Raw genomic sequence first — 25,458 nt, 5'->3', positions numbered from 1 at the left:
ATGATGATGAAGAAACTCACCACGCTTTTATGGCTGGCCACTGCCGGTATAGTGCCGCAGAGCGTTTTCGCCGCCGAGGAGGCTCGCTGCGCCACGGTAAACCAGTCCGATCCCGGCTGGACCGACATTGCCGCCACCAATGCGCTGTCAGGCATCGTGCTCAATGCCCTGGGCTACCAGCAGAAAGTTCAGAACCTGTCGGTTGCCCTGGCCTTCCAGGGATTGAAAACCGGCCAATTGGACGTGTTCTTGGGCAACTGGATGCCGGCCCAGGCGCCGGTCATCGCCAAGTTTACCGATGATGGCTCGGTCAAGGTGCTGGGCGCCAATCTGCCGGCAGCTAAATTTACCCTGGCGGTACCGGACTATGTGGCGGCGGCCGGGGTAAAAGATTTCGCCGATCTGCAGAAATATGCCGATAAGTTCAGTCATAAAATCTATGGCATAGCGCCGGGCGCGCCGGCTAACCAGAACATCAAAAACATGCTTGATAAGCACGACTTCGGGCTGCAGGACTGGAACCTGGTAGAATCCAGCGAAAGCGGGATGCTGGCGCAGGTGACCCGCGCCGTCAGCCGCAAACAGTGGGTGGTGTTTCTGGGTTGGGAACCCCATGCGATGAATACCCGCTTCAAGCTGACTTATCTGAGCGGCGGGGATGCCTGGTTTGGCGCCAACTATGGCAGCGCCACCGTCAATACCGTGACGCGCAAAGATTTTGCCGACCAATGTCCGAATCTCAATCGGCTGTTTAGCCAGCTCAAATTTGACGTACCGCTGGAAAACGCCATTATCACCCGCGTGCTGGATGCTAAGCAAAGTCCGGAACAGGCTGCCCGGGCGGCGCTGGCCAAGCGGCCCGAACTGTTATCCGGCTGGCTCAGCGGTATCACCACCCGTAATGGCGAACCGGCTGAAGGTGTCGTCAGGAAAGCGTTGGGGATTTAGGGCTGCGCACCGCGTTTCTCCACCAGCAGCACATGCTGGGTGGCCAGCACACAGTCGCCCTGCTGATTCAGCACATCCAACTGTTCGGTCACCAGACCGTAGGCGGCTTTACGCGGGTGATCCTTTTTCTCGCTAATGCGGATGGCGACGTGGAGCGTATCGCCAATAAATACCGGCTTGGGAAAGCGCAGCTTTTCGTAGCCATAGGTCATGGCGCGGGTGTTGATGTCACCGGCGGTCATGCCCACAGCGATAGCAAAGGTTAAGGTGCCGTGGGCAATACGCTGGCCAAAAGGCTGGCTTTTGCACCATTCGGCATCCATATGGTGCGGATAAAAATCCCCGGTCTGGCCGGCATGCAGCACAATATCGCTTTCTGTGATGGTACGGCCCAGGGTGGTACGGGCATCATCAACGGAAAAATCTTCAAAGTATTTTTCAATGAACATAAGATGACTCCAACAGGTCGTTAATCCAGGTGATAAACTTCGTCCATTGTTGCCCAAAGCTCTCCTTCCGCCCTGCTGTCCAACGGTGTCAAACAAGGGATACACTCTTCCCACCAAGCTTGGGTAGCGGGATCGGCTGCCATTTTCTGCATATCTTCCTGATAATTTTCTCCCTGGTATTCGAAATAGCTGAAGAGATAGCCATCTTTAAAATAGATCGAGTAATTGCTGATATTGCAGGACGTGATCATGGCATTGATTTCCGGCCATGGGTTGGCATGCAATTGGGCGTAGTAAGGGTATTTTTCAGGCTTAACCTTGATCACGCCGCCAAAGCGCCGAGTGTTTTTCATGGCTACCTCCTCAGGAGATTAATTAAATAACACCGCTATTCTGCAATGCCTCGCGAACCCTGGCTTTTCTTTCTTCACTGAGCGGGCCGGTAGGCTTGAGTGAATAAACCGGCAGGTCAAGGCCGATAAGCGTCAGAGCATATTTGACGACGTTGTAAAAAGGGACATCCAGACTATACAGCGCCGGGATCCATGAAAGCCGGATTTGCAGCGCATTGGCCTCGGCAAATTGCTTAGCAAGCCAGTGGCGGTAGATGCCGCAGGTCAACTGCGGTGCAAAATTTGCGCTGGCGGGAATAGCGCCATCGCCGCCTAGAATCAATGTGCCGAGCAGATATTCATCGTAGCCGGAAAATACCGCAAACTCCGGACGCAGTGGTTTGACTGCATGAATAACTTCACGGATATGGTTGAGCGTATCGACGGTATCTTTAACACCGACGATGTTTGGGCAGGCCAGCGCCAGCTGGGTAATACAGGATACCGGAATAGACTGGCCGGTCAGAGCAGGAAAATTATAGATAATGATCGGTAGAGTCAGTTGCTCGGCAATATAGCGGAAGTGTTCAAACAAATAGTCTTCCGCTAACGGGTTATACCAGGGGTTAACCACGACCACGCCATCGGCGCCATACTCCTGCGCCAGGTGACCAAAGTCGATGGTTGCCTGGGTTCCTGGATGAGCAATACCGACCAACACCGGCTTACGGCCTCCTACTGCTTCGATGCAAAACTTCATCACCCGCTGCCGCAGCGCATCCGACATATGGGCGAATTCCCCGGCGCTGCCCAAAAAAAACAGACCATTCACATCGGTTGCCACCAGATGGTCAATCAGCCTCTGCATGGCGGTTTCATCAAACTGTTCCTTTTCGTCAAACAAGGTCGGTACCGGCGGAATGATGCCTTTGAATATGACTGACATACGCTTCTCCTATGATAACAGTGTGTTTAGCGACTCGACCGAGTGAGATACTGATCACGCCAAGCGGTAGAGTCGGTTCGCATTTTCCCGAAATAACTTTGACTGATAGCCACTGCCCTGGCCAGCGGTGAGGGTTCTCACTGTTTCAACCCAGGGTGCGAGCCCGGTGCCGAGATTGCAGACCGGAAAATTAGTGGCAAACACCACCCGGTCTTCTCTGAAGGAATTCAAGGCATACTCCACCGCCGGCCTGACCAGCCGCATATCCGCCTGGTCAGGCACATTGATGCCTGATACCTTGCAATAGAGTGAGTCGAACTGACTCAGTAAGCGGATATTCTGCTGCCAGCGCTGCCGATAAGACGGCTGCTGTTCCAGCCTGCTGGCATCGACATTGCCCATGTGATTCAGCACCAGAACCGATTCAGTGGTGCGTTCGGCCAGTGTCACTAAATCGCATAACTCTTCATTACGCAGGCACGCCTCGAAGCATAAGCCGGCCTGCCCCAGTGCATTTACATTTTCGATAAAGACCGGATGCAGACAGCTTCCCGGCGGTTGGCTGTCAACATGCAGAACATGGCGCACCCCTCTTACCCAGCGATGTTTCTGACCTGACTCCAGCCAGCGTTCCACTGTGTTGGGCTGCAGCAAGTCCAGTGAGATGATGCCGGCGCAAACCGCCGTTGTCTGATCTTCACAAATTTTATACAGGTAGCGGCTTTCATCATCTCGTTGAGATGGCGCCACATCGACTTCCACATACATCGCTTTATCCACTTTCCACTCTGCCTGGTGGCTACAGGCCTGGTAATCGGACCAGCTCACATCATGGTTTAGCGCCGGCACTCCTGCCAGCCACGGCAAATCGAAACGCGACAAATCCCAGAGATGAATATGTGTATCGGTGATCCGCAACATAGGAGGCCTCGCTAAAACTCAGTAAATGACCGGTGTTTCGCCGGCGGTTGATGAGCGGTAACAGGCCTCAACCACGCACATGGTTTTCCATGCATCCTCGACACTGTTTAGGTATTCATAGTGTTCATCTTCCATTTTGCACTGTAGCCCGGCCATTGGGCCGATGAATGCCTCTGGAAACCAGCTCCCTTCAATCGGCAATTCCCGCCATCCCTTGCCGTCATCCAGAATATATTCGAATTTGTCAACGCTGCCCTGGGGATAATTAAGAATCACGCCGATTTGAATTTTAATTGCCCCTCGGGTCCCTTCAATTTTGAAGAAACATTCCTGTTTAGCGGCAGCATAATCATGGCCGTGGTTGGTATGTATATTAGCCCGAATAATATCGCCATAATCCATGATAATTGAGGATCGCGTCTGTGCTAATTCCATCATTTTAGGATGTTTCATGGTTTTACAATAAACCGCCTGCGGATCGCCAAGGAAATAGCGAATAGCATCGATATAATGGATGCTGTGGTAATTAACTTCCATTCGCTCTTTTTCAAATAAAAATTTCCATAGGTTCCATGGTGTCTGGCAGACTACGCGCATTTCAACGTCATGAATGTCACCCAACTTGCCCTGCTCAATCATCGATTTCGCCGCGATCATAAAAGGCGCCCGACGTAATTGGAAATTAATACCGGCAACCATTCTCTTATCGCGGCAACAGTCAAGAATCTCTTTTGCCTGCTCGATTGTTTCTCCCATGGGCTTTTGAATCAATACTGCTGAATTTTTAGGCAATAGATTGATAATGCTGATAATTTCAGAAGCCGGCACGGCAATATCAAATACACAGCCTCGGCTGACAGCAATCCGAATCAATTCATTTATCGTTTGGCAGGGCGAGTCAATCCCCCATTGGCCGGCAACGGATTTCGCTTTTTCTGCATCTCGGTCATAAATGGCCAGAACCTGGAAGCCGGCTTTTTGATAAGCAGGCAGATGCGAGTCGGTCACAATGCCACCGGCGCCTATGATAGCTATAGGTTTTTTTTCGACAGGCATCGTTACCTGAGTCATCATGTACATGATATTTTCCCCTTTATCTTCAAGATAAGCCATTGGCATAACCGACGATCACCACCGACAGCACCAGCACCGCATTGCCCAACAGCATGACTCTTTTCGGTCGCTCATAACCTTGCCATTCGCCGGTTTTCAACCCCCAGGCGTTTGAAATAATCAGCGCGCCTGACAGGAATGCAATCCAGCCGATGACCGGGCCCAGGTCCCCCAACAGGGCGGTGGACTTGGCGTACAGTCCCAGCGCGGCAAACCAGATACCGCCGGTCAGCAGCGCCTTGAACCAGGCAAAGGACGATCCGCGGCGAGAGAAGTCACTGAAAGTATTATTTTTATTCAGCATCCATAAGGCATAACCCAGATTGGAGACAAAACCGCCACTGGCAAATACGATGACATAGGCAATCAGGCTGGCGCTGACCGGATTGATACCGTCTTCAACGGCCAGCGAACTCGCGCGGCTGGCGTAGGTATAGCCAATATTCATCGCGGCGGTGCCGAAACCTGAGGCCAAGGCCATAACCAGGCCGCTGACAAACTTCGGGTTTCTGATACGACTGGCATCCTGCCTGGATTCTTTATCTTTCAGAATGCCGGCCCGGGTAATAATGCCGACACCTAATATCATTACCGCCATCCCGACCAGTAGCCAGGCCAGAGAGTGTGAGGAGGGCATATTCCCTAGAATAAACAAAGGAATCAACGAGCCCAGCGAACATCCCACGCCGGTATTGATGCCAACGGTCAATGACATACCAATACAGTCGATACCTTTGCCATACCAAATAGCGCTGACGCCCCACAAAAATCCACAGGCGGCGGCTATTGCCAGTATCCAGGGCGGTGTTGCGGCAATATATTGGTAAAAACCCGGAACCTCGATCCAGGTCCAGACAATGGGAATAATCAGAATACCTATAATCGAAAATATTACCCAGAATGCTTCCCACGAGAAAGGACGATAATTTTTCATCCCTAATCCAAAGCTGCCCTGGAACATACAAGCGATCATCAAAACAATAAATCCCGCCAGCATAATGCTTCCCCTATTATTGTTATGATATGAAAAACCGCATAAACCGTCAGTTCTCGTATGAGAACACTGGTTTATATGTGTGAACTACATGGAAACTAAGTCTCATTATTTAATTGGTCAAACGAAATATCTCTCAGATTTCTTTTTTAAAGCATCGGTCACAATTTCACCGAATTGATCTACAAGCCGCTGCATTTTTATGCCTCAATGGTAGCGTGGTAGTACCAATTTTCTGTGACATTGATTGGAAAAGGAGTTTTTTATGGTGACGTTGAGGGGGATTACCTGGGGCCACAGCCGCGGTTTTACCTCAGTGGTATCCACGGCGCAGCGCTACGGCGAACTGCATCCCCAGGTGGATATTCAATGGGAAAAGCGTTCGCTGCAGGCCTTCGCTGACGGCAGCCTGGATGCGCTGGCAAGCGAATACGATTTGCTGGTGATTGACCATCCCTGGGCCGGATTTGTCGCCCAGAAATCCATACTGCTGCCGTTGCAGAATCACCTGCCTGCTGATTACCTGGCCGATCAAGCGGCGCATTCGGTGGGCGGATCCCATGAAAGCTATGAGTTCAACGGATTTCAGACCGCGCTGGCAATCGATGCAGCCGCCCCGGTAGCCGTTTATCGCCCGGATCATCTGGCCACCGGACGTTTCGAGCTGCCCGCAACCTGGGAGGACTTACTGGCCCTGGCTAGACAAGGGCGGGTCATTTACGCCGGCATACCGATTAATCTGTTGATGGACTTCCTGATGCTGTGCGCTACTCAGGGAAATACCTGGTTTGATGGAGAGAAAATTACCGATAACCATACTGCCATAAACGCCCTCGAAGCGCTGCGTGAACTGGCCGGTCATTGTCCTCGGCAGCTGTTTGACTGGGATCCCATTGAGGTTCATGAGTTGCTTTCAAGTCAGGATACCTGGAGCTACTGTCCCTACGCTTACGGCTATTCAAATTATTCCCGCTTGGGCTATGCCCGTTCGATACTGAAAGCCACTGATGTGGTCAGTTATCAGGGAAATCCCTTGCAGACGGTACTGGGCGGCACCGGCCTTGCCATCTCAGCTCACTGTCGACATCTGGATACCGCCTTGGACTATGCTCGCTTTACCGCCTCACCGGATATCCAGAAAACCTTGTTTTTCGACAGCGGCGGCCAGCCTGGCCATCGCGGCGCGTGGCTGGACGCAGAGGTTAATCGGCGCAGCCTCGATTTCTTCAAAGATACCCTGGCAACCCTGGACAGATCGGCCAAGCGTCCCCGCTACAGCGGTTTCCTGACGTTCCAGGACCGGGCCGGAGACCTGGTGCGCGACTGGGTGATGGACGGTGGCGACAGCAGCGCTACCCTAAAAAAATTGAACCACCTTTATCAAACATCCCAGCAGGGACTGGAGTAGCTATGTTTCCTTTGTCAGGTTTAGTGGTACTGGATTTTAGCCAGTTCCTGGCCGGGCCTTCGGCAGCGCTGCGTTTAGCCGATTTGGGCGCCCGGGTTATCAAAGTGGAACGACCATTGACCGGTGATGCCAGTAGGCAGTTGACTTTGCGCAACCAGAGGGTGGGTGAAGACAGCCTGTTATTTCATACTATCAACCGCGGTAAAGAAAGTTTTTGCGCCAATCTGAAAGATCCTTCGGACTTACAGCGCGTCAAAAATTTGATTGCCCAGGCTGACGTCTTGATTGAAAATTTTCGCCCCGGAGTGATGGATAAAATAGGCTTGGGCTATGAGGCGCTGCGCATTCAGCATCCCCGTTTAGTGTATGCCTCGGTGACCGGCTATGGCAGTCAGGGCCCCTGGGCCGACAAAGCTGGCCAGGATCTGCTGATTCAATCCATGTCGGGTCTTGCCTGGCTTAACGGCGATCGCCATCAGCCGCCGACGCCGTTTGGACTCTCAGTCGCCGACTCGCTGGCAGGAGCCCATCTGGTCGAAGGCATTCTGGCCTGTCTGCTACGCCGAGGCAAAACCCAACAGGGAGGACGAGTTGAAATCAGCCTAATGGAATCAGTGCTCAGCATGCAGTTCGAAGTATTGACCACTTGGCTGAACGACGGTCACCAGGTGCCCAACCGTTGCGCCAAAAATAATGCTCATGCGTGGCTGGCTGCGCCTTACGGCATCTATCCGACCGAAGATGGCCATATCGCGATTGCGATGGGCAGCGTTACCGCGCTGGCGGCAATCTTCCAGTCTGACGAGCTTGCTCGCTATACCGATCCCGCGACCTGGTTCAGTTGCCGCGATAGCATTAAAAACCTGATCGCCGATATTCTGCTGACCCGGCCAACCGAGCATTGGACTAGGTTGCTGGATGCACATGAATTCTGGTGCTCGGAGGTATATGACTGGAAGACGCTATTTGCCAGCGAGGGGTTCAAAGCGCTGGATATCACCCAGCGAGTCAGGCTGCCATCGGGTCAGCACATTCGTATGCTACGTTCTCCGCTGCGCATCAATGGCCAACGCAGCGCCATCGCCAAATCCGCCCCTCGGCTGGGCGAAGATACCGCCAGCATCACTGCCGACTTCAATCTTGCCGGGGTTGACTTATGAAGCCGCTCGCCGGTATTAACGTTTTGGATTTCAGCCAATTTCTCTCAGGCCCCTCCGCCGCGCTGCGTCTGGCTGATTTAGGTGCGGCGGTCACCAAAATCGAAAATCCGGACGGTGGCGATATCTGCCGTCGACTGTATATTTCAGCGTTGCAGATCGATGGCGACAGCTCCTTGTTCCATGCCATCAACCGCAATAAGAAAAGCATTACCGTCGACCTGAAGAATGCGGCCCAGCACGATGCCCTGCTGCCGCTGATTCAAAATGCCGATGTGGTTATTTTTAACTTTCGCCCTGGGGTGGCGTCTCGCTTGGGTCTTGATTACAGGTCGCTGAAAGCCATCAATCCGGCGATTATCTATGGTGAAATATCAGGCTATGGCGATGAGGGTCCGTGGGTGAAACGTCCCGGCCAGGATCTGCTGATTCAAGCGCTGTCCGGCCTTTGCCATCTTAATGGCGATGCCAGCCAGCCTCCGTTGCCGTTTGGCCTTTCGGTAACGGATATTTTCGCCGGCGACTATCTGGTCCAGGGCATTATGGCCGGTCTGGTCAAGCGCATCACTTCCGGATGTGGCTGCCAAGTGCAGGTCAGTTTACTGGATACGGTGCTGGATTTGCAGTTCGAGGTATTGACCACCTGGATGAATGACGGCCAACAGGATCCGGTCAGAAGTGCGGTCAATAATGCCAACGCCTACCTTTCCGCGCCCTATGGCATTTATCCTACCGCCCGGGGATACCTGGCGCTGGCCATGACACCGATCCCCCGTTTAGGTGAATTACTTGGCTGCCCGGCACTGACCACCTACACCCAGCCAGACACCTGGTTCAGTTACCGGGACGAGATCAAAACCCTGCTGATTGACCACCTGCAGACGAAAGACTGCGACAGCTGGCTGTCTATATTGGAACAAGAAGATATCTGGTGCGCCAAGGTTATGGATTGGGAACAGCTATACGCCAGCGAAGGATTCAAGGCCTTGAAGATGGTACAGCAATTAACCCTACCTAGCGGCAAATCGCTGCTGACCACTCGCTGCCCGATTAAAATCGACGGCGACGTTTTTTTAAGCCCGGTCGGCGCCCCGCCGCTGGGTGCTGATAATCCCTGATGATATCAAAAAAGCCGGATAGCGGTTCACTGCACCATTAACCGGCTTTCTCTCATCACCTGTAGAGCGTTATCCAAGGCCAGTTCCTCCCATTCATATGCCAGACAGGTCAGGCTGAAAGCAGCGATCATTTTTCCGGACGACGTATAGAGCGGTAACGCCAGGCAGGCCGCCCTCTCATTGGCTTCTCGTATCTCAATGGCATAGCCCTGCCGGCGAACCTGCTTCAGTTCATGCAGCAGCACCGCCATAGTGCCAATGGAGTCCAGGGTCATTTTCTCCAGCGGCCGGTCGGCATACAGTTGCATAACGTCATTATCAGCGTACTGGCTGAGCAGCATTTTACCCACGGCGGTGCAGTGAGCGGGCAGATGATTGCCGATATTGCGCATTAACGAAACATCTTCCCCCCCCTGCGCTTTGGCCAGATAAACCACCTGATTGCCGTCTAGAATGGCCGCGTGGGAAGTTTTACCCAGCTTTTTACTGAGAAAGGTAGTCAGCAGACGCAAATCCTGAATAAGATCGGTGGTCTCTATACAGTTTGCCGCCATTTTAATCAACGCCAGTCCGGCATAGTATTTTCGATTATCGGGAAGATAGATCAGATAGTCATTATCAAGAAATTCCTGAATAAGACTGTGGGCCGAGCTTCGCGGGATCTCCAGACTGGCCTGCATTTGAGAAAAAGTCAGCCCATGGCGATTACCCGCGACCAACTCGATTAGCCTGAATGTCCGCTCAGCAGATTTTACCTTTGCCATAATCAGTTATCTTTGTTGTTCGCCACGGTGTCATAAAATTTACGCGATGCCTGATAAAAACTGTGCAGATTCTTTTTCAGTAACACTCTGTCGCGCCGGATAAAAGCGTCATGAATTTTCAGACGCATTTTCAAACTGTGGGCTATAGCGCCATCAGCATGCAGCAATTTACTGGAAAAGTCCTTTCGCAGCAGTACGATAGTCTGCATCAATTTATTGTAGATTTGATTGCCGCAGATTCGGCCCATCAGCAGATCATAATCATCCAGTAACTGATGATAAACTTCAGGACTGGCCCCGGCTGAAGAGGCCAGCGACATGCGGTCAACCAACTCCTGCAGCCGGATATTTTCATCAGCGCCGGCAGTATCGACAGCCGTCAGATACACTTCCTCTTCAATCAGCTTACGGGCGGCATAGACTTCATCGAGATTGTGTACCTCCCGATGGAATATCCAGCTAATGGTTTCTTCAGGCAGATGGGGCGTTTTTTCAGAAACGTAACTTCCATCGCCAGGTTTGATTTCAATCAGCCCAATCAGCGCCAAAGCGCGCAACGCTTCACGCACCCGGCTGCGGGTGACGTTAAACATCTCGCCCATCGCCCGCTCGTTAGGCAATCGTTGCCCTGGCTTGAGCTTGCCAGACGCGATTTGTGAGGCGATTTGCTCCATTATCTGCTCTGTCAGCGTCACTTTTTTCAGTGCAGTTACCTCCATTGCCTATCTCCTGATGAGTACTGCGTTCATGTATATGAATTTAAAGCTTCGTCGGCCGCAGCGCAATGGTCTTGGCTAAGTTCAGGCCCCGGCGGTTAAATCATCCTTGCTCAACGTAGTACTGGCCCCAGCGATCTGAGCGCTAAGGATAAAATCAGGCATCGAACGATGAAAATAGTTGTTACATGGAATCACCGATAATTTCATCCTTTATGCTCTTTGCGCACTTATCGCTTTTTTGACAGCTTGACCAGATTAAATAAGCCATAATTAGGCGCTGCCTATTCCGTAAACCATCAACAATGATGGGCAAATGCATAAAAATGAATGCAGATAATTTGGCGTCTACACTAAATACATTCTCTTTTCCTATCGGCACCATCACGACTTAACTGGGTACAATAGTAATTATGTGACGAAGGTAAAACTTGTGAATTTCCATAACATACATACGCAATATCACAAAAGAACTTAACCCCTGCCCTGCATATAGTATCAACTTCCCTACTTCCCCTACATAAAATAAACGGAATAAGTTTATGCTTACTTTTAAAGAAAAAATCGGTTACGGCTTGGGCGATACCGCATCGAATTTTGTATGGAAGTCTACCATGCTGTTTCTGGCCTATTTCTATACCGATGTGTTTGGTATTTCGGCAGCGGCGATGGGGACAATATTTTTGATATCCCGGCTCTTGGACGCCATTACAGATCCTTTGATGGGCATGATAGTAGATCGGACCAGAACGCGCTATGGCCAATTCCGGCCATATATTCTGTGGTGCGCCATTCCCTTTGGCCTGATTATGGCCATCACCTTTTATACCCCTGATTTCAGCTACCAAGGCCGGGTAGTCTACGCGGCCGTGACGTATATACTGCTGACGCTGGCTTATACAGCGGTAAACGTACCGTACTGCTCAATGCCGGCGGCACTAACCTCTGACCCGGCTGAACGGCACTCTCTGCAGTCATGGCGTTTCTTTATGGCTGCCCTGGCGGCATTAGTGGTATCTGGCGTGGCGTTGCCACTGGTCAAAATCATTGGCAAGGGCAATGAAGCCATTGGTTATTTTGGCGCCATGGCCATTTTGGGCGCGTTAGGAACGCTGTGTTTTTTCCTCTGCTTTGCCTTGACAAAAGAAAACCATGTTTTGAATGCAGGCAGCCATTTCAATATCAAAGAAGATATAAAAGTCCTGTGGAAGAATACCCAGTGGCGCATCATCATGCTGTTCAAAATTGTCGGCTCGGCGTCTAATACCATCCGCGTCGGCGCCATGATGTATTTCGTCAAATATGTTGTGGACCATCCGGAACTGGCCCCTCAGTTTGTGTTCTACGGCAGCCTGGCGGCGATGGTAGGCTCGCTGCTTTCAGCCAAATTACTCGGTAAATACGACAGAATTAAAAGCTGCAAAATAACAGTACTTATTTATATCATCCTCAACATCATCATTTTCATGACGCCTAATGAAAATATCATGATGATATTTGGCCTGAACATGGTCTTCATGTTGTTTTTTAATCTTACCAACCCGCTGCAGTGGCTAATGGCTTCAGATATTGTTGACTATGAGGAGCATCGCAGCGGCCATCGTCTGGATGGGTTAATTTTCTCCACTTATTTGTTCAGTATTAAAATGGGGCTGGCTTTTGGCGGTGCATTGCTGGGATGGTCGTTACACTTTGCCCATTACCAACCCGGAGCAGTGATTCAAGACCCCTCAGTGTCGCTGATGGTCAAGGCTATTTTCTGCATCTTCCCCTCGGTTTTTTCTGGCCTGCAAATCGCCCTGTTGTTTATCTATAAACTGGACAGTAAAACGGTGGCCGGCATCACTGCTGAGTTGAATGTAAAACGCCAACAGGCCGATGCGACCGCCCTGACGTCATTGAACAATGAGCCGGCCCATGCCACTAAATAAGGAGCATCTCATGGCCATTCAAAATCCGATCATTACCGGTTTTAACCCCGATCCCTGCATATGTCGTAAGGGCGACGACTACTATATCATTACCTCTTCATTTGAATGGTTTCCGGGTATTCGTATCTATCATTCAACCGACATGGTCAATTGGGCGTTCAAAGGCTATGCCCTGAATGAGACCAGGCAATTGGACATGATGGGTAACCCGGACTCCGGCGGTATCTGGGCACCGGATATCACCTGGCATGACGGTTTATTCTGGATTGTGTTCACCAATATCAAAGTGGTTAATGCGCCCTGGAAGACCGGCTATAACTATCTGATTACCGCTGAAGATATCGATGGCCCGTGGAGCGATCCGGTTTTATTGGGCGCCGGCGGCATTGACCCATCCCTGTATCACGCTGATGATGGAAGGAAATACCTGACCTACCGGCTGTGGGGGCCACAGCATCACAGCAATCCCCACAACACTATCGTGCTGCAGGAATATTTCCATGAGCAAAAAAAACTCGCTCCCCAATGGAAAGTCATCTTTGAGGGCACCGATCTTAAATATACAGAGGCCTCGCATATTTATTTTAAAGATGGCTATTACTATCTGTTTACCGCCGAAGGCGGCACCCGTTATGCCCATGCGGTCACTGTTGCCCGTTCGCGTGATATTGAGGGGCCTTATGAACTGCATCCTGAATGGCACATTCTTTCCTCATGGGACATTCCGCGTTTTCCCTTGCAGAAAGCCGGTCATGGGTCCTTGATCTGCTTTGGCGAAGATGAATGGTATATGGTTTACCTGACCAGCCGTCCGCTTAAGCGTCCGGAAATGGCACTGCTTACCAGTGAAGTACGCGGCTATTGTCCACTGGGCAGAGAAACGGCTATTGCTAAAGTGGAATGGCGCGATGGCTGGCCCTGGATACAGGACAGCCACCCCGCTCTCTCCGTGCAGGCCCCCGCCGACAGAACCACTGTTAGCCGGCAACCAGAAAAAGAATATCTCTATGACTTTGGCCGCGGCAGCCTGGGAGATGAACTGCAGACGCTGCGAGTCCCCTTCAGCAGCCAGCTAGGCTCACTGAGCGCACGTCCTGGCCATTTGCGACTTTATGGCAATGACTCGTTAGTCTCGACGTTTATCCAGTCGACCGTTGCCATGCGCTGGAAACATTTCCATTTTACTGCCGAAACTCGGCTTTCATTCAATCCAATCCATTTCCAGCAATCGGCCGGCCTGACCTGTTACTACAGCACCCAGTGCTGGTCATACTGCTGCGTCACCACCGACTATGACGGCCAGCGCGTGCTCAAATTAATGGAGGTGGATAAAGGTGAAGCTCGATATTGGCTGTGGGATGCAGGTATAGGTATTCCACAGGACGTGGAATATATCTGGCTTAAAGTCACAGTAGACGGGTTGCACTACAGTTATAGCTATTCTTTTGATGGGCATAAATGGGAAATCCTGCCTTATCAATTAGCCTCGTGGAAGCTCTCAGATGACTACAATATCGGCAAAGGTTTCTTTACCGGTGCGTTTGTCGGTTTGCATTGTGAAGATATCAGTCATCAATCCTGCTTTGCCGATTTTGATTATCTTCATTATGTGCCGCACGAGCCGCAAGCATCCTGATAAGACTTTATGTTAATCAAAAAAATGTCAGCTACTGGCTGGGGTAGACCTGATATTGCTGAGGCTCCCCTATCATAAACATGACGACACCCATGAGTTAACACACTGATAAGTTGACTCATGGGTGAACTTTCAAGAATAATCACACCATGAGGGAACTTAGGGCGACCAGGAAGACTGCCTGAGACTTAAATGATTGGGCCAGGATGATGGATTGCCATGCGCAGCATAAAATCTCAGGAAAATAATGGCCGATATATCAAATAACATGATTCAGGATGATTTTGCCGCCTGCCTGGTCATCTGTCGCCAGGCATTTGACCAAATCCTGCCGGTACTGGGTTTGACTGGCGCAACGGCGGCCGACCCGGACGCCTTTTATGATTTACTGCAAAAGGCTCGGCAAGATCTGGGCGGCTGGGATAAGGTTGGCCAGCGATTGGGGCTTAACGACCCGCAAATGACCCAGTTTACCCATACATTACGCATCTTCCGAAAGCTGCTCAGCCAGCATGACCACCAGCGGCCGGCCTCCCATAATCTGCTGATGGCGGCCTTGAGATTCGTGAACCAGCTCGAACGCCTGAAAGAACAGCAGCCCCTTTTCAGCTACGCTACCGAATTGCATCAGCCGGGTGAAAAGAAACAATTACGCAGCCAGCAGCAGGTTCGGGCGCTGGAGTTGATGATCCGCAGCCTTATCAACCAAGCCTATCGCAACCAACAAACGCTGGTGAAACAGCTCAGACAGCTGTTTGGCGATGAACGCGTCCAGTCCTGGCTTAAAGCGGCCGATCGCGATGATATATTGAGCGGCACGCTGTTCAGTGAACTGGCCTCGCTGTTTGTCGACAAAAAAGAGTACACAGACCACTACTCTGCGCTCTATCACACCACCCCGCTGCTCAGTTTGATGAATGACAAGCGCAAAACGCTGCAAACCTATCTTGAAGATATTCGCTCCATTCGCAACCGACTGGCACATCATAAACGCGTCACCACGGTACAGATTGCCCTGCTGGACCGTTGTTACCATGAAATTGCCGAGCCGGTACAGGAGGCCTTTGACGACGGCAGGGTTTCGGTCAATCCAGATGGTTACTTCGATGCCGGCGAAGCGGAGGTGCGCCAGTATTTCCTGCAAGCGGCTGAAAAAATCGACCGGCTGGGTGACGATATCCAGCACGTTCGGGAAAGCCTTGAACGTCACGATGAAAAGCTGGATGACATCAAGCAGGATACCGGCTTGCTGCGCAAAAAAATGGTCTGGGTCCTGACCGGTATTGCCGCATTGGCCATAGGTTCGCTGCTGATCTTTGGTACGTCGACCAAAACGTTAGTCAATACCGAAACCATCAGAAGCGAACTGGGCGAAGTGGGTAAAACGGTCGCCGGGGTCAAGAAAGAATCCAGTAGCGATCCCCGCAAAGAACTGGCCAATATCGGCATCAGCTGGGAAGAACAGAATCTCCGTTCGGCCATTGAGCGCGGCGATAACCGGGTAGTCGGTTTATTTCTCGACGGCGGCATGCCCTGGAAGCTTTATTACACTCAGAAAGCGTTGGCTGACGACAACCACCCCGGCACCCTCGAATTGCTGCTGCAGCATAAATCACTGATGGATGAACCCAATGGCTGTGAAGGTCTGTCCGGCAGCAGCATGCTTAGCACTCTGTCAAACAGGGATTCGCTAACCCCTTCCCAGGTGAATTATCTAAAGGCATTTTGCTCATCTTCAGCGGATGTGCAGCTGATTAAAGGCAAACTGGCGACCGCTGTCAGTTTCGAACAACGCCAACGTCAGGCCTATGATCGCGAAATGGCCGCCAGGGAGCCGGCAAATACCTGTGAACGTCGATTACTGGCGAATAATGCTCAAAATCTGCTTGATGATGCCGCCCGTTTTTCCTTATCAGGATCATCCACTTATTCGCTGCATGATGCGTTGCTGGCCGATATCAATGTGAAGCTTATCAGTGGCGACATACAAAGCCGCTCCATCAGGCAGTCGGTGAAAGATTATTGCGTCAAACAGGCGAGTCAACCACCGAATATTGCTATCGATAACAACTGGAGCAAGGCCCAGCAGAAGATTTATGACGTGGTCAAATAACCGCCTATAAACGGCGTTAGCCAAATGAAAGGGTATACGATGCCGTTACACGATAACACCTGGGCACATCTGGTCTTTGAATGGGATCCTCAGGCCCGGGATGCCGCCGCCGGTACTGTTTTAATCGGTCTTGGCGACAGTAACGACGACCGCCAGAGCAGCGGTGTCGCGCTTAATCATAAAGGCTATCGGCAGGCTCAGTATGGCTCGGTGAGCGAACTTATTGTCCGGGCCGATCAGCAGCAATGGGCCCGTTGGCGGCAGAAGCTGCCTGATCCCCAGCATCTGCAACGGGTCATCATCGAGGATTTTTCGCCTGATACCTGTCTGGCGCTGTTGCTGTTTTTGCAGCATCTGGAGCCGGCCGGGACGGCACCGCCGTTAAGCGAACCCTGGCTTGCCTATATCAGCGCCTGGGAGAGCGGTATTTATCTGGACGGTGATACGGTCGAACGCTCAGCCGCCTGCCTGTTATCCGCCCTTGGCCATGCCTATCTGCCGGAACATACCTCAACCAATAACAGCTGGGTTCGCGAGGGTTTGATCAACTGTCTGGCGCTGTTAGCGGCCATGATGGAAGCCAATCCGCAACCGACCGCGGGTATTGAGCCATTACACACCCGGCAATACAGCCAGGCTGTCGCCAGCCTGGGCTATGAGCGGCAACTATATCGGCAGGTGCTGCAGCGGGCGTTGACCTGCCAACTGTTGGTCGATCTGGCTGATGGACGCCGGCAGACGGTGGTGGATGCGCTGTTTATCAACGAGGCATCGCCCTCCGGCATGCTGAAGATCCTGGCCCGTACCGACCGGCAGCATACCTGGACGCGTAATGGATTCGGCCTGCTGGCGATTTATCGACCACAGGAAGCCGGCAGCGGCAATGATATGGTGGTGTCGCTGGATCCGGTCCAGGGCACGCGGCTGGACGCGCTATGGCACCGTCTGGAGCAGCGCGAGAATGATGCCTGGCACGGCCTGCGCCCGCGTGAGACACCGCGTTTTCTGGAAAGCTATCGTCTGCCGGGCAGCCATCAGCTACGGCCTGAAGCCCCAACCCAACCCTGGTACGATGATCAGGGAAGACACACGCTGATAGCCGCGCCTAAAAGACTGCCGACCGGCGAACCAGGCACCCGCCTTGACTGGCACAACGACATATTACCGGCGGTGTGGGAATGCTATTTTTCGCGTTATCTGCCACCGGCCATCGTGCCGTTCAGTGTGCCGGCGTTGGCTGGCCGTACCGGCGGCAAAAGTATCCGCGTTTTTCGCCATCACCAGGCCGCACTAGCCGATCCCTCGATCGATCCGATGATGCGGATGATCGATACGCCGACCTTTCATGCCTGGCTGGCAGCGAACAGCAACCCAGCCCTGGTGGTGAAGAGTCCGGCGGACTTACCCGCCGCCGACAGTTACCACAGCGCTTGGTATGGCGATATTCTCGCGGTCAGCCACCGTCATGGCGTCACGCTGTATTGCCGTCAGGATGACCAGGCCCAACTTGATATTTTGCTCGGTGCGACAGTGGCGGTAGCGGATGCCAGCCAGGCCTATGACAGTTTTCTCACTCGTTCTTCCCAACAGCTTGACGACTGGCTCAATGATTTGCTCGAGTCACAGCAGAGCGGCTATCGACAGGGAAAAATCCGGCATCTGAGCCAGTGGACCGAAATGATCCTGCATACCAAGGCCCAGGCCCTGAAAGCGGTTAATCACAGTAGCCTGCTCGGCAGCGACGCATTGCATAACCGGCTGACGGAAAACCTCTCCTGCCAATGGGGCCTGTCTGAGCAGCGCCGAGCATTGATCGAACAGATTGATCGTCTGGATGAGCTTATGCGCCAGGCCATTGCCAAACGCCAGGAAAAACGCCAACGAGTTTATGGCGCTTTATTCTCTGCGCTTGGCCTGGGGGTTGCGGCCAATCATATCTGGCAGCCGATAAAAGAGATCAAAACGGTCAATCTTTATGAATGGCAGTTGATGATGTTTAAAGAAAACCCAGGCCCCTCTCTGGAGGACATGCAGGCTATCGCTGCTGATGCAGCACAGTATGAAATCTATACGTTGGTGATTTTATTGGTGTTTGGTTTTATTGGTTTTGTGCTGTTCTGGTTTTTTGATGTCAGCGCCAAGGAAGAATAAACAGCGGATTCCAGAGAAATTTTTTTTTAACCCCAGGGAATGATGCGTTTATATCATGCTTTTTTACCCTTCATTCCCTCTTTGTTGCAAAGAGGACAACTTAACGTTAAATGCGGGACCGGGGGGGCAATGCTCTAGCACTGCTTTTATCTGCCCCAGCCCAGACCGGGAAAGTAAAGTTGAATGCAGATATATCGGCCAGTGATAAAACCATACGCAGAAATAATATCACTTATCAATGCTGCCCCATTAAAATATATAGCTACCAACCTAAGTAATGATTGGATTTTTTAACCAGCGACTTCCTTTAGAATATTGTGAGCAAGATCGCAACCAATAATTAAATAATACCCGCCTGACGCTAACGTCTTTTTTTGCGAGTGCTATATTGAATATACCTTTTGAAAATCTTTCGAGAAAAAAATGAAAATAAATCATTTACGCATTGTCGTTGCAGTTTTGTCTGCGAGCATGTTATTCGCGGGCTGTTCCTCCAAAGTCGCTGAAACAGATGAGTATTCGGGTTTTCTGCCCGACTACAGTAAATTGGAACGAACTGAGATTGCCAGCGGACATGAAGTCTTACGCTGGATAGCGCCGGGTTTTAAGGAATCAGCTTACCGAGGTATCTATATATCCCCCCTGGTTTACTACCCCGCGGCTAAACCGAATCAACGCGTTAGCCAGGATACGCTAAACAAAATCAAGGATTACGCCAACCTGCGCCTGACGAATGCTCTGGCGCAACGCCAAGTGCTGTTGCCTAATCCGTCCGGTTCGCGAGTGCTGGTAGCAAAAGTCGCGATTACCGCTGTGACGGCTGAAAATAAAGACATGCAATATTATGAAGTTATCCCAGTGGCAGCGGTAATTGCTACGACAATGGCCGCCAGCGGCAACCGTACGCAAAATACCGTGTTATTTTTTGAAATGAACCTGGTAGATAAGGACACCGGCAAAACCGTCATTGCCGTGGTACGTAAAGGTTACGGAAAAACAATCGGTGATAATAACGACCCGATCACCGTTAACGACGTCAAACAGGCTATCGACGATATGGTCAAGGATGTGGTGAATTTTCCTAAATCATAACTCGGAAAAAATAATAAACTGATGGCAGATGTAAACCGGATTTATTGATTCATGTAAGTTCGTTCAGTCGAGGTCGCTATGTTCCTCAATTATTTTGCTTTAGGCGTACTGGTTTTTGTCGCTTTAGTCATTTTTTACGGGATAATTATACTTCACGACATTCCATATTTAATCGCCAAAGCACGCAACCACCCTCATGCCGATGCAATACATGTAGCAGGTTGGGTCAGCTTATTTACACTTCATGTTATTTGGCCATTTCTGTGGATATGGGCCACGTTATATCAGCCTGAGCGTGGCTGGGGGATGCAGAGCCAGCAAGAATCATTTTCACAATTGCAGCAAAGAGTGGCAAAACTGGAAAAAGAGATCAGGGAAATCAAAACACCCTCTGCGGAGTAACTGTCATGGACTTACTCATTATTCTTACTTATGTTGCCGTGGCCTGGGCTATATTCAAAATATTTAAAATCCCGGTAAATAAATGGACGATACCCACCGCCGCCCTGGGAGGTGTAGTTATAGTCGGCGCCTTAATTTTATTAATGAATTATAATCATCCCTATACCTTCCTGGCCCAGAAAGCGGTTATTTCAATTCCGATCACACCACAGGTCACCGGCGTGGTAACCGAAGTAACGGATAAAACGAATATCTTGATAAAAAAGGGCGACGTCCTTTTCAAAATAGAGCCGACTCGATATCAAACCCGCGTCGACCGGTTACAAGCAGACTTAATGACGACGACCCAAAATGTGCAAGTGCTCAGAGGACAATTGGATGAAGCTATCGCCAATACAGCGGGTGTGGTTGCCGAACGAGACCGTGTCTCCAAGGACTACCAGCGCTATCTGCGAGGGAGCAAAGCCCAGGTAAACCCCTTCTCCGAAAGCGATATCGATCATGCGCGGCAAAATTACCTTGCCCAGGCTGCGCTGGTAAAAAGTTCGTTGGCTGAGCAGGCACAGATCAGGAGCCAGTTAAACAGTGTGGTTAACGGCGAACAATCCCAGATTGTCAGTATCAAGGCCCAGTTGGCTGAAGCCCGCTACAACCTTGAACAGACGGTGGTCCGTGCGCCAAGTAATGGCTATGTCACCCAGGTGCTTATTCGTCCGGGCACTTACGCCGCAGCGCTACCTCTACGCCCGGTGATGGTTTTTATTCCCGAGCAGGAACGCTTTATTATCGCTCAGTTCAGACAGAACTCGCTGTTGCGCCTCCAAGCCGGAGATGAAGCTGAAGTGGTATTCAATGCGCTGCCGGGCCAGGTATTCCGGGGAAAACTCAACCGGGTATTGCCGGTTGTTCCCGGCGGAACCTATCAGGCCCAGGGCACCTTGCAATCACTGACCATCCTGCCCGGTACCGATGGCGTACTGGCGATAATCGAGTTAGCGCCGAATGCGGATGTTGACGCTTTGCCTGATGGTATTTTCGCTCAGGTGGCGGTTTATTCAGACCACTTCAGCCACGTTTCGGTCATGCGTAAGGTGCTGCTGCGCATGACCAGTTGGATGCACTACCTCTATCTTGATCATTAACCGGGATATTTCAGTGCACGACGGCATCTTTATCGTCAGGTAAAGCGCGATAGCGGATGCTTTACGGACTCATAAAACAGGTTCGTCGGAGTGATTAAAGTTACCAACGTTACCAACGTTACCAGCGTTACCAGCGTTACCAGCGTTACCAGCGTTACCAGCGTTACCAGCGTTACCAGCGTAGATGTTAATACCACTAGATTGATATTCCAAGCCATATTCACTGTCAGCCAAAAGGAACGTTATATGAAACTCACGATACTGGGTATTTTATTAAGTGCATTTGCCTTTAGCGCAATGGCGGCAGATCTTATGCCCAAGGCAGAATTTGCCAAGGTGAAAGATCACTATGTCAGCCTGGGCAGCATTACGACATCTGGAGAAGTTTCTGCTGCGGATGCCAAAGCAGAATTGTCCAAAATGGCCGATGAAAAAGGCGGAGATATTTATGTTGTGACCTCAGCCAACACCAAAAACAAAATGCATGGTACCGCAGAAGTGTATAAGAAAAAGTAATGCTGTGATGAATTGCGGCTATGCCTGTGTTATTTGAAACTGCCCCTGAAATATTCCGGGGCAGTTTGATTATCTCCCCCGGCTGCCAGAATATGTAGCCAGACGAATGATTTTTTCCCATTAAACACGCCCTGGCATTTTATAGTGTCTGAGCCAGAACATTACTTGGTCGGGAATTGTCAATATCGTTTAGAGACTAAGCTCTCAGTTCATCATAAGAAATCATGACATGTTCACGGAAAGCCTGGCGGGAAGTCATCCGCATATAATATGCCTGCACATTGGGAAGGGTCCTGCGGTCAATATTGATATCATAATAACGGTACAGGACATGACCAAACTGGATGTCTGCCAAAGTAAGGGCCTTCCCGACTAAAAAGTCATGCTTTGCCAGACGTTCCTCCGCAATTTGAAGCTTTGTCTCAAAATACTCCACGGCTGAATTTATAGCCTCAGCATCTCGCTTGTCTTCAGGCGTGCGAACGACTCGCCAGAATACGGGAGCAGTAAATGCCTGAGCGATATTGAGTTTTGACCACTCGGCCCATCGATCAACTTCCGTTTTAGCTAACAGCTCAGCAGGCCAGAAGCTGTCAGACCCATACCGGTTAGCCAGATAACGTAATATCGCTCCTGTTTCCCACAGCGGTGTATTGGAGTCATCCTGCAATACCGGTACGGTACGATTGGGGTTAAGCGCGTAAAACTCATCAGAGTCTGTACCCCCATACTTATGGCCTGCATCGTGACGTTTATAAGACAGACCCATTTCCCCTATACACCACATCAGAGCCTGTACGTTGGATGACGTTTTCCTTCCCCATACTGTCAGCACGTATTACTCCTGTCTGTAACGGCTTAGAAAATCAGCGGATGATTACAATTAAACATTCTGGTAATCCACATGCGTATTTTTTACCTTCGCGCCGAGCTGAATGCTACCAGTGAATAATATGAGTTTGACTTGCAACCTGCCCATGATGACTCAGTATTTGTATTCAAAGTCATCACCTACCTTACGAGAGATAGTCACCCGTCGTCATCTGTTTCATCACGCAACAATGCCATTAATGTTTCAATGTCTGCTTCTGGCCCCAAGCTGGCATCAGACACAGGCATGATGAATGAACTGATCTAATAAGCCCTAGCCCATTACCCCACCTTATCGAATAAATCACTCTGCGTTATGCTTATCCGACCCAACAACTGAAGGATAACGTCATGCCAACGGTAAAACTAAATAACGGCATTGAAATGCCCCTGCTGGGTTTTGGCGTATTTCAAATGACCGATGCAGCCGAGTGCGAGAAAGCCGTTATCGATGCTATTGAAACGGGATATCGCCTGATTGATACCGCGGCATTCAGCCCGAAGCCTGGGCACCGTTTGCAGAAGGTAAAAATGGTCTGTTTCAACATCCGGTATTAACGGCGCTAGGTCAGAAGTATGGCAAAAGCGTGAGCCAGGTTGTCCTGCGATGGCTTCTCCAGCGCGGCATCGTTTCGCTGGCCAAAACAGTACGCAAAAACGTTATCTAGGTAAATCCGAACTCGGCGTGTCAGCTCTTGGACTCGGTTGCATGGGGCTCAGCCACGGCTACGGCCCAGCGACTGAGCCGTCAGGCTATCGAACTGATTCGCGCAGGGGTTGAACGTGGCGTCACGTTCTTTGATACTGCTGAAGTGTATGGCCCGTATTTGAATGAAGAGGTCGTCGGCGAAGCCTTAACACCGTTTCGCGACCGCGTGGTTATCGCCACCAAATTCGGTTTTACCTTCGGCAATGATCACAAGCAGCAAATGTTGAACAGCCGTCCAGAGCATATCCGTGAAGCGGTAGAGGGGCCTTTACGCCGTCTTAAAACAGAAGTGATTGATCTGCTGTATCAGCATCGCGTCGATCCACAGGTGCCCATTGAGGATGTGGCGGGCACGGTAAAAGACCTGATTGCTGAAGGAAAGGTCAAGCATTTCGGTCTTTCCGAGGCCGGCGCGCAAACCATTCGACGCGCGCATGCTGTACAACCGGTTACTGCCCTGCAAAGCGAATATTCGATGTGGTGGCGCCAGCCTGAGCAGGAGATACTGCCGTTACTGGAGGAGCTGGCATTGGTTTTGTGCCATTCAGCCCATTAGGCAAAGGCTTCCTGACGGGTTCGATTAAACCAGGAACGACGTTTGGCAAGGATGATTACCGCAGCACCGTGCTGCGTTTCGCCGAGCAGGCGATTGAAGCCAATGAAAAGCTGGTCTCATTGCTGGGTGAACTGGCTGCAGAGAAAGGCGTTACGTCCGCACAAATCGCGCTGGCATGGCTGCTGGCCCAAAAGCCGTGGATTGTTCCCATCCCTGGCACCACCAAACTGCAGCGTGTGGATGCTGTTTGCGGCTGGGGTAATACAGATAATATCCAGGGAAAGAAGGACACCCGTCCGGCAAAACCTGGATAAGTTGTTGTGACTTTATATAATCCTCAACCCTATCCTGTGGAACACAGGCAATGCCAAATCCAGATAAAGCGGCATCGATCCTTTCTGCCTGCAGATTAAATGTTAGCTGCCCTTCCACTCTGACCCGTAACGGTTTCCCTTCCTTCTCAAACTCCCAGTGGTAAAGCCCACCGGCTGTCGGCAGGCGCATATTGATGCACCGATGATTTTGTAACTCGTGCGGCGTTTCAGGTACAGGATTTGCAGCGAAATAAGACGGTGCTCCCACGACAGCCATTCGCATATCCAGCCCAATCCTCACGGCGATCATGTCCTTATCCACGCTTTCATCCAGGCGAATGCCGGCATCAACCCCCCCTCGACAATATCAACAAAGCCGTTATCCACCACCAGTTCGACCTTGATTGCTGGATATTCCCTGAGGAAGGGTTTTAAGTTGGGCCATACCAGACTTTGCGCGGCATGCTCCCCGGCGGATAAACGGATATTGCCTGAAGCGGTGCCATTGAGTTGCACCAGTGACTCCAGCTCCTGCTCAAGATCGGCTATCCGGGGTTCAAGGCAGGCAATAATTCTCTCTCCCGCTGCTGTCGGGGCAACGCTTCGGGTGGTTCGGGTCAAAAGACGGAGGTTTAACCGCTCTTCCAGCGCTTTTATCGCATGGCTCAGTGCGGACTGGGAGACCCCCAGCTTACCGGCCGCTTTGGTAAAACTCCGCTCTCTGGCAACCACCAGCAAGATTTGTAGTTCATTGAAGTTTTCTTAGAGCATTGGCGATTTCCTGATTGGAGCATTCCCCCCAAGAGAATTGATGAAGGGGGTTGATAGACAAAATCATTTTAGTCTTATCATGGACAATAATGATAATGGATGTCCGGTTGGTACCGAGAATATATGTGGATTATCAGCAGGTTTGTCATGGCATTGCTCGTGAATGGGGCGACAGGGAGTATGGGTTATCATTTCATGAACGGCGCAATTGAGATGGGAATAACGGGTGGCTTCGGTCAGAAATCTACGCCAAGAGAAACTGCTCCCTCATAGAGCTGATGCTATCTATGGCAATGTAATGGTCTAATCAAACCGGACACTTTGTTAGAGATATAATGAGCAACGCTAACGAGGTGAGAATGCGAAGAAAAACATTTACCCATGAGTTC

Annotated in this window: 23 protein-coding genes and 3 pseudogenes; 15 read left to right on the top strand and 11 right to left on the bottom strand. The window is 50.9% G+C overall.

Going from position 1 to position 25,458, the window contains the following annotated elements; translation table 11 throughout:
- Window positions 1–948: a choline ABC transporter substrate-binding protein gene (choX, locus tag EDC52_RS14140; RefSeq protein WP_131865989.1), complete on the top strand. Its 948-nt coding sequence runs from the start codon at window positions 1–3 to the stop codon at window positions 946–948.
- On the opposite strand, the gene EDC52_RS14135 is transcribed toward choX, so the two are convergent.
- The 6 genes from EDC52_RS14135 to EDC52_RS14110 are packed head-to-tail and all read right to left on the bottom strand — an operon-like array spanning window position 945 to window position 5,706.
- Entirely contained in the window at window positions 945–1,397 is a 453-nt protein-coding gene (locus tag EDC52_RS14135; RefSeq protein WP_131865988.1) for a MaoC family dehydratase, read from the bottom strand. The genes choX and EDC52_RS14135 overlap by 4 nt on opposite strands.
- Before the next feature lie 20 nt (window positions 1,398–1,417).
- Window positions 1,418–1,750, bottom strand: a complete 333-nt coding sequence (locus EDC52_RS14130) for an L-rhamnose mutarotase (RefSeq protein ID WP_131865987.1) — start codon at window positions 1,748–1,750, stop codon at window positions 1,418–1,420.
- Between the two features lie 22 nt (window positions 1,751–1,772).
- Window positions 1,773–2,675 carry a dihydrodipicolinate synthase family protein gene (locus EDC52_RS14125; protein ID WP_131865986.1) on the bottom strand — a complete coding sequence of 301 codons (903 nt, stop codon included), beginning with the start codon at window positions 2,673–2,675 and terminating at the stop codon, window positions 1,773–1,775.
- A 54-nt stretch (window positions 2,676–2,729) separates the two neighbouring features.
- Window positions 2,730–3,596 carry an amidohydrolase family protein gene (locus EDC52_RS14120; RefSeq protein ID WP_131865985.1) on the bottom strand — a complete coding sequence of 289 codons (867 nt, stop codon included), beginning with the start codon at window positions 3,594–3,596 and terminating at the stop codon, window positions 2,730–2,732.
- An 18-nt stretch (window positions 3,597–3,614) separates the two neighbouring features.
- Window positions 3,615–4,709 (bottom strand): Gfo/Idh/MocA family protein, encoded by a 1,095-nt coding sequence (locus tag EDC52_RS14115; RefSeq protein ID WP_230468061.1) that lies wholly within the window; start codon window positions 4,707–4,709, stop codon window positions 3,615–3,617.
- A complete protein-coding gene (locus EDC52_RS14110; RefSeq protein WP_131865984.1) occupies window positions 4,696–5,706 on the bottom strand; it encodes an L-rhamnose/proton symporter RhaT in 1,011 nt (336 codons plus the stop codon). The genes EDC52_RS14115 and EDC52_RS14110 overlap by 14 nt, the downstream gene beginning before the upstream one ends.
- A 262-nt stretch (window positions 5,707–5,968) precedes the next feature.
- Here EDC52_RS14110 and EDC52_RS14105 point away from each other — a divergent pair, with 262 nt between their 5' ends.
- From EDC52_RS14105 to EDC52_RS14095, 3 genes are read left to right on the top strand one after another with little or no spacing between them, the layout of a single operon-like run.
- Entirely contained in the window at window positions 5,969–7,111 is a 1,143-nt protein-coding gene (locus tag EDC52_RS14105) for an extracellular solute-binding protein (RefSeq protein WP_131865983.1), read from the top strand.
- 2 nt (window positions 7,112–7,113) lie between these two features.
- Window positions 7,114–8,271, top strand: a complete 1,158-nt coding sequence (locus EDC52_RS14100; RefSeq protein WP_131865982.1) for a CaiB/BaiF CoA transferase family protein — start codon at window positions 7,114–7,116, stop codon at window positions 8,269–8,271.
- The gene (locus EDC52_RS14095) at window positions 8,268–9,386 is read left to right on the top strand and encodes a CaiB/BaiF CoA transferase family protein (RefSeq protein ID WP_131865981.1); all 1,119 of its coding nucleotides are present in this window, start codon (window positions 8,268–8,270) and stop codon (window positions 9,384–9,386) included. Before EDC52_RS14100 ends, EDC52_RS14095 begins: the two co-directional genes overlap by 4 nt.
- 26 nt (window positions 9,387–9,412) lie before the next feature.
- Here the strand turns inward: EDC52_RS14095 and EDC52_RS14090 are convergent, their stop codons facing one another.
- Window positions 9,413–10,150 carry an IclR family transcriptional regulator gene (locus EDC52_RS14090; RefSeq protein WP_131865980.1) on the bottom strand — a complete coding sequence of 246 codons (738 nt, stop codon included), beginning with the start codon at window positions 10,148–10,150 and terminating at the stop codon, window positions 9,413–9,415.
- Between the two features lie 2 nt (window positions 10,151–10,152).
- Window positions 10,153–10,869, bottom strand: coding sequence for a FadR/GntR family transcriptional regulator (locus EDC52_RS14085; protein WP_131865979.1), 717 nt, complete (start codon window positions 10,867–10,869; stop codon window positions 10,153–10,155).
- 539 nt (window positions 10,870–11,408) lie between these two features.
- On the opposite strand from EDC52_RS14085, the gene EDC52_RS14080 reads away from it, so the two are divergent.
- The 7 genes from EDC52_RS14080 to EDC52_RS14050 all read left to right on the top strand — a co-directional run bounded on the left by EDC52_RS14080 (window position 11,409) and on the right by EDC52_RS14050 (window position 21,333).
- Window positions 11,409–12,797 carry a glycoside-pentoside-hexuronide (GPH):cation symporter gene (locus EDC52_RS14080; RefSeq protein ID WP_131865978.1) on the top strand — a complete coding sequence of 463 codons (1,389 nt, stop codon included), beginning with the start codon at window positions 11,409–11,411 and terminating at the stop codon, window positions 12,795–12,797.
- 10 nt (window positions 12,798–12,807) lie between these two features.
- Window positions 12,808–14,433 carry a glycoside hydrolase family 43 protein gene (locus EDC52_RS14075; protein WP_131865977.1) on the top strand — a complete coding sequence of 542 codons (1,626 nt, stop codon included), beginning with the start codon at window positions 12,808–12,810 and terminating at the stop codon, window positions 14,431–14,433.
- Between the two features lie 247 nt (window positions 14,434–14,680).
- Window positions 14,681–16,546 (top strand): STY4199 family HEPN domain-containing protein, encoded by a 1,866-nt coding sequence (locus EDC52_RS14070; protein WP_131865976.1) that lies wholly within the window; start codon window positions 14,681–14,683, stop codon window positions 16,544–16,546.
- A 24-nt stretch (window positions 16,547–16,570) separates the two neighbouring features.
- Window positions 16,571–18,697 (top strand): hypothetical protein, encoded by a 2,127-nt coding sequence (locus EDC52_RS14065; RefSeq protein ID WP_131865975.1) that lies wholly within the window; start codon window positions 16,571–16,573, stop codon window positions 18,695–18,697.
- A gap of 423 nt (window positions 18,698–19,120) precedes the next feature.
- Complete coding sequence (locus EDC52_RS14060; protein ID WP_131865974.1) at window positions 19,121–19,789, top strand: DUF3313 domain-containing protein; 669 nt, start codon at window positions 19,121–19,123, stop codon at window positions 19,787–19,789.
- 78 nt (window positions 19,790–19,867) lie between these two features.
- Window positions 19,868–20,191: a DUF3302 domain-containing protein gene (locus EDC52_RS14055; RefSeq protein ID WP_131865973.1), complete on the top strand. Its 324-nt coding sequence runs from the start codon at window positions 19,868–19,870 to the stop codon at window positions 20,189–20,191.
- A 5-nt stretch (window positions 20,192–20,196) separates the two neighbouring features.
- A complete protein-coding gene (locus EDC52_RS14050) occupies window positions 20,197–21,333 on the top strand; it encodes an HlyD family secretion protein (RefSeq protein WP_131865972.1) in 1,137 nt (378 codons plus the stop codon).
- 35 nt (window positions 21,334–21,368) lie between these two features.
- Here the strand turns inward: EDC52_RS14050 and EDC52_RS14045 are convergent, their stop codons facing one another.
- Window positions 21,369–21,551, bottom strand: coding sequence for a hypothetical protein (locus tag EDC52_RS14045; protein ID WP_131865971.1), 183 nt, complete (start codon window positions 21,549–21,551; stop codon window positions 21,369–21,371).
- A 28-nt stretch (window positions 21,552–21,579) separates the two neighbouring features.
- Here EDC52_RS14045 and yahO point away from each other — a divergent pair, with 28 nt between their 5' ends.
- On the top strand, window positions 21,580–21,849 hold the full coding sequence (gene yahO / locus EDC52_RS14040; protein WP_131865970.1) for a DUF1471 family periplasmic protein YahO: 270 nt from the start codon (window positions 21,580–21,582) through the stop codon (window positions 21,847–21,849).
- Window positions 21,850–22,045: 196 nt separating this feature from the next.
- On the opposite strand, the gene EDC52_RS14035 is transcribed toward yahO, so the two are convergent.
- Window positions 22,046–22,684 carry a glutathione S-transferase family protein gene (locus EDC52_RS14035; protein WP_131865969.1) on the bottom strand — a complete coding sequence of 213 codons (639 nt, stop codon included), beginning with the start codon at window positions 22,682–22,684 and terminating at the stop codon, window positions 22,046–22,048.
- A 386-nt stretch (window positions 22,685–23,070) separates the two neighbouring features.
- On the opposite strand from EDC52_RS14035, the gene EDC52_RS14030 reads away from it, so the two are divergent.
- The 3 genes and pseudogenes from EDC52_RS14030 to EDC52_RS14025 form a co-directional block, all read left to right on the top strand.
- A complete protein-coding gene (locus tag EDC52_RS14030) occupies window positions 23,071–23,277 on the top strand; it encodes a hypothetical protein (RefSeq protein ID WP_456236573.1) in 207 nt (68 codons plus the stop codon).
- A pseudogene (locus EDC52_RS20520) lies at window positions 23,205–23,375 on the top strand (aldo/keto reductase); the annotation flags it as partial. The gene EDC52_RS14030 and the pseudogene EDC52_RS20520, both read left to right, overlap by 73 nt.
- Window positions 23,327–24,280 (top strand): annotated as a pseudogene (locus tag EDC52_RS14025) (aldo/keto reductase); the annotation flags it as partial. The pseudogenes EDC52_RS20520 and EDC52_RS14025, both read left to right, overlap by 49 nt.
- On the opposite strand, the pseudogene EDC52_RS14020 reads toward EDC52_RS14025, so the two are convergent.
- Window positions 24,216–25,039 (bottom strand): annotated as a pseudogene (locus EDC52_RS14020) (LysR family transcriptional regulator); the annotation flags it as partial. The pseudogenes EDC52_RS14025 and EDC52_RS14020 sit on opposite strands and share 65 nt — an antisense overlap.
- Window positions 25,040–25,458: the final 419 nt, after the last annotated feature.

This window comes from Biostraticola tofi (genome assembly GCF_004343195.1).
Lineage (GTDB): Bacteria > Pseudomonadota > Gammaproteobacteria > Enterobacterales > Enterobacteriaceae > Biostraticola > Biostraticola tofi.
The sequence above is the reverse complement of the archived record's forward strand: the minus strand, read 5'-3'. Positions and strand labels throughout refer to the sequence as shown.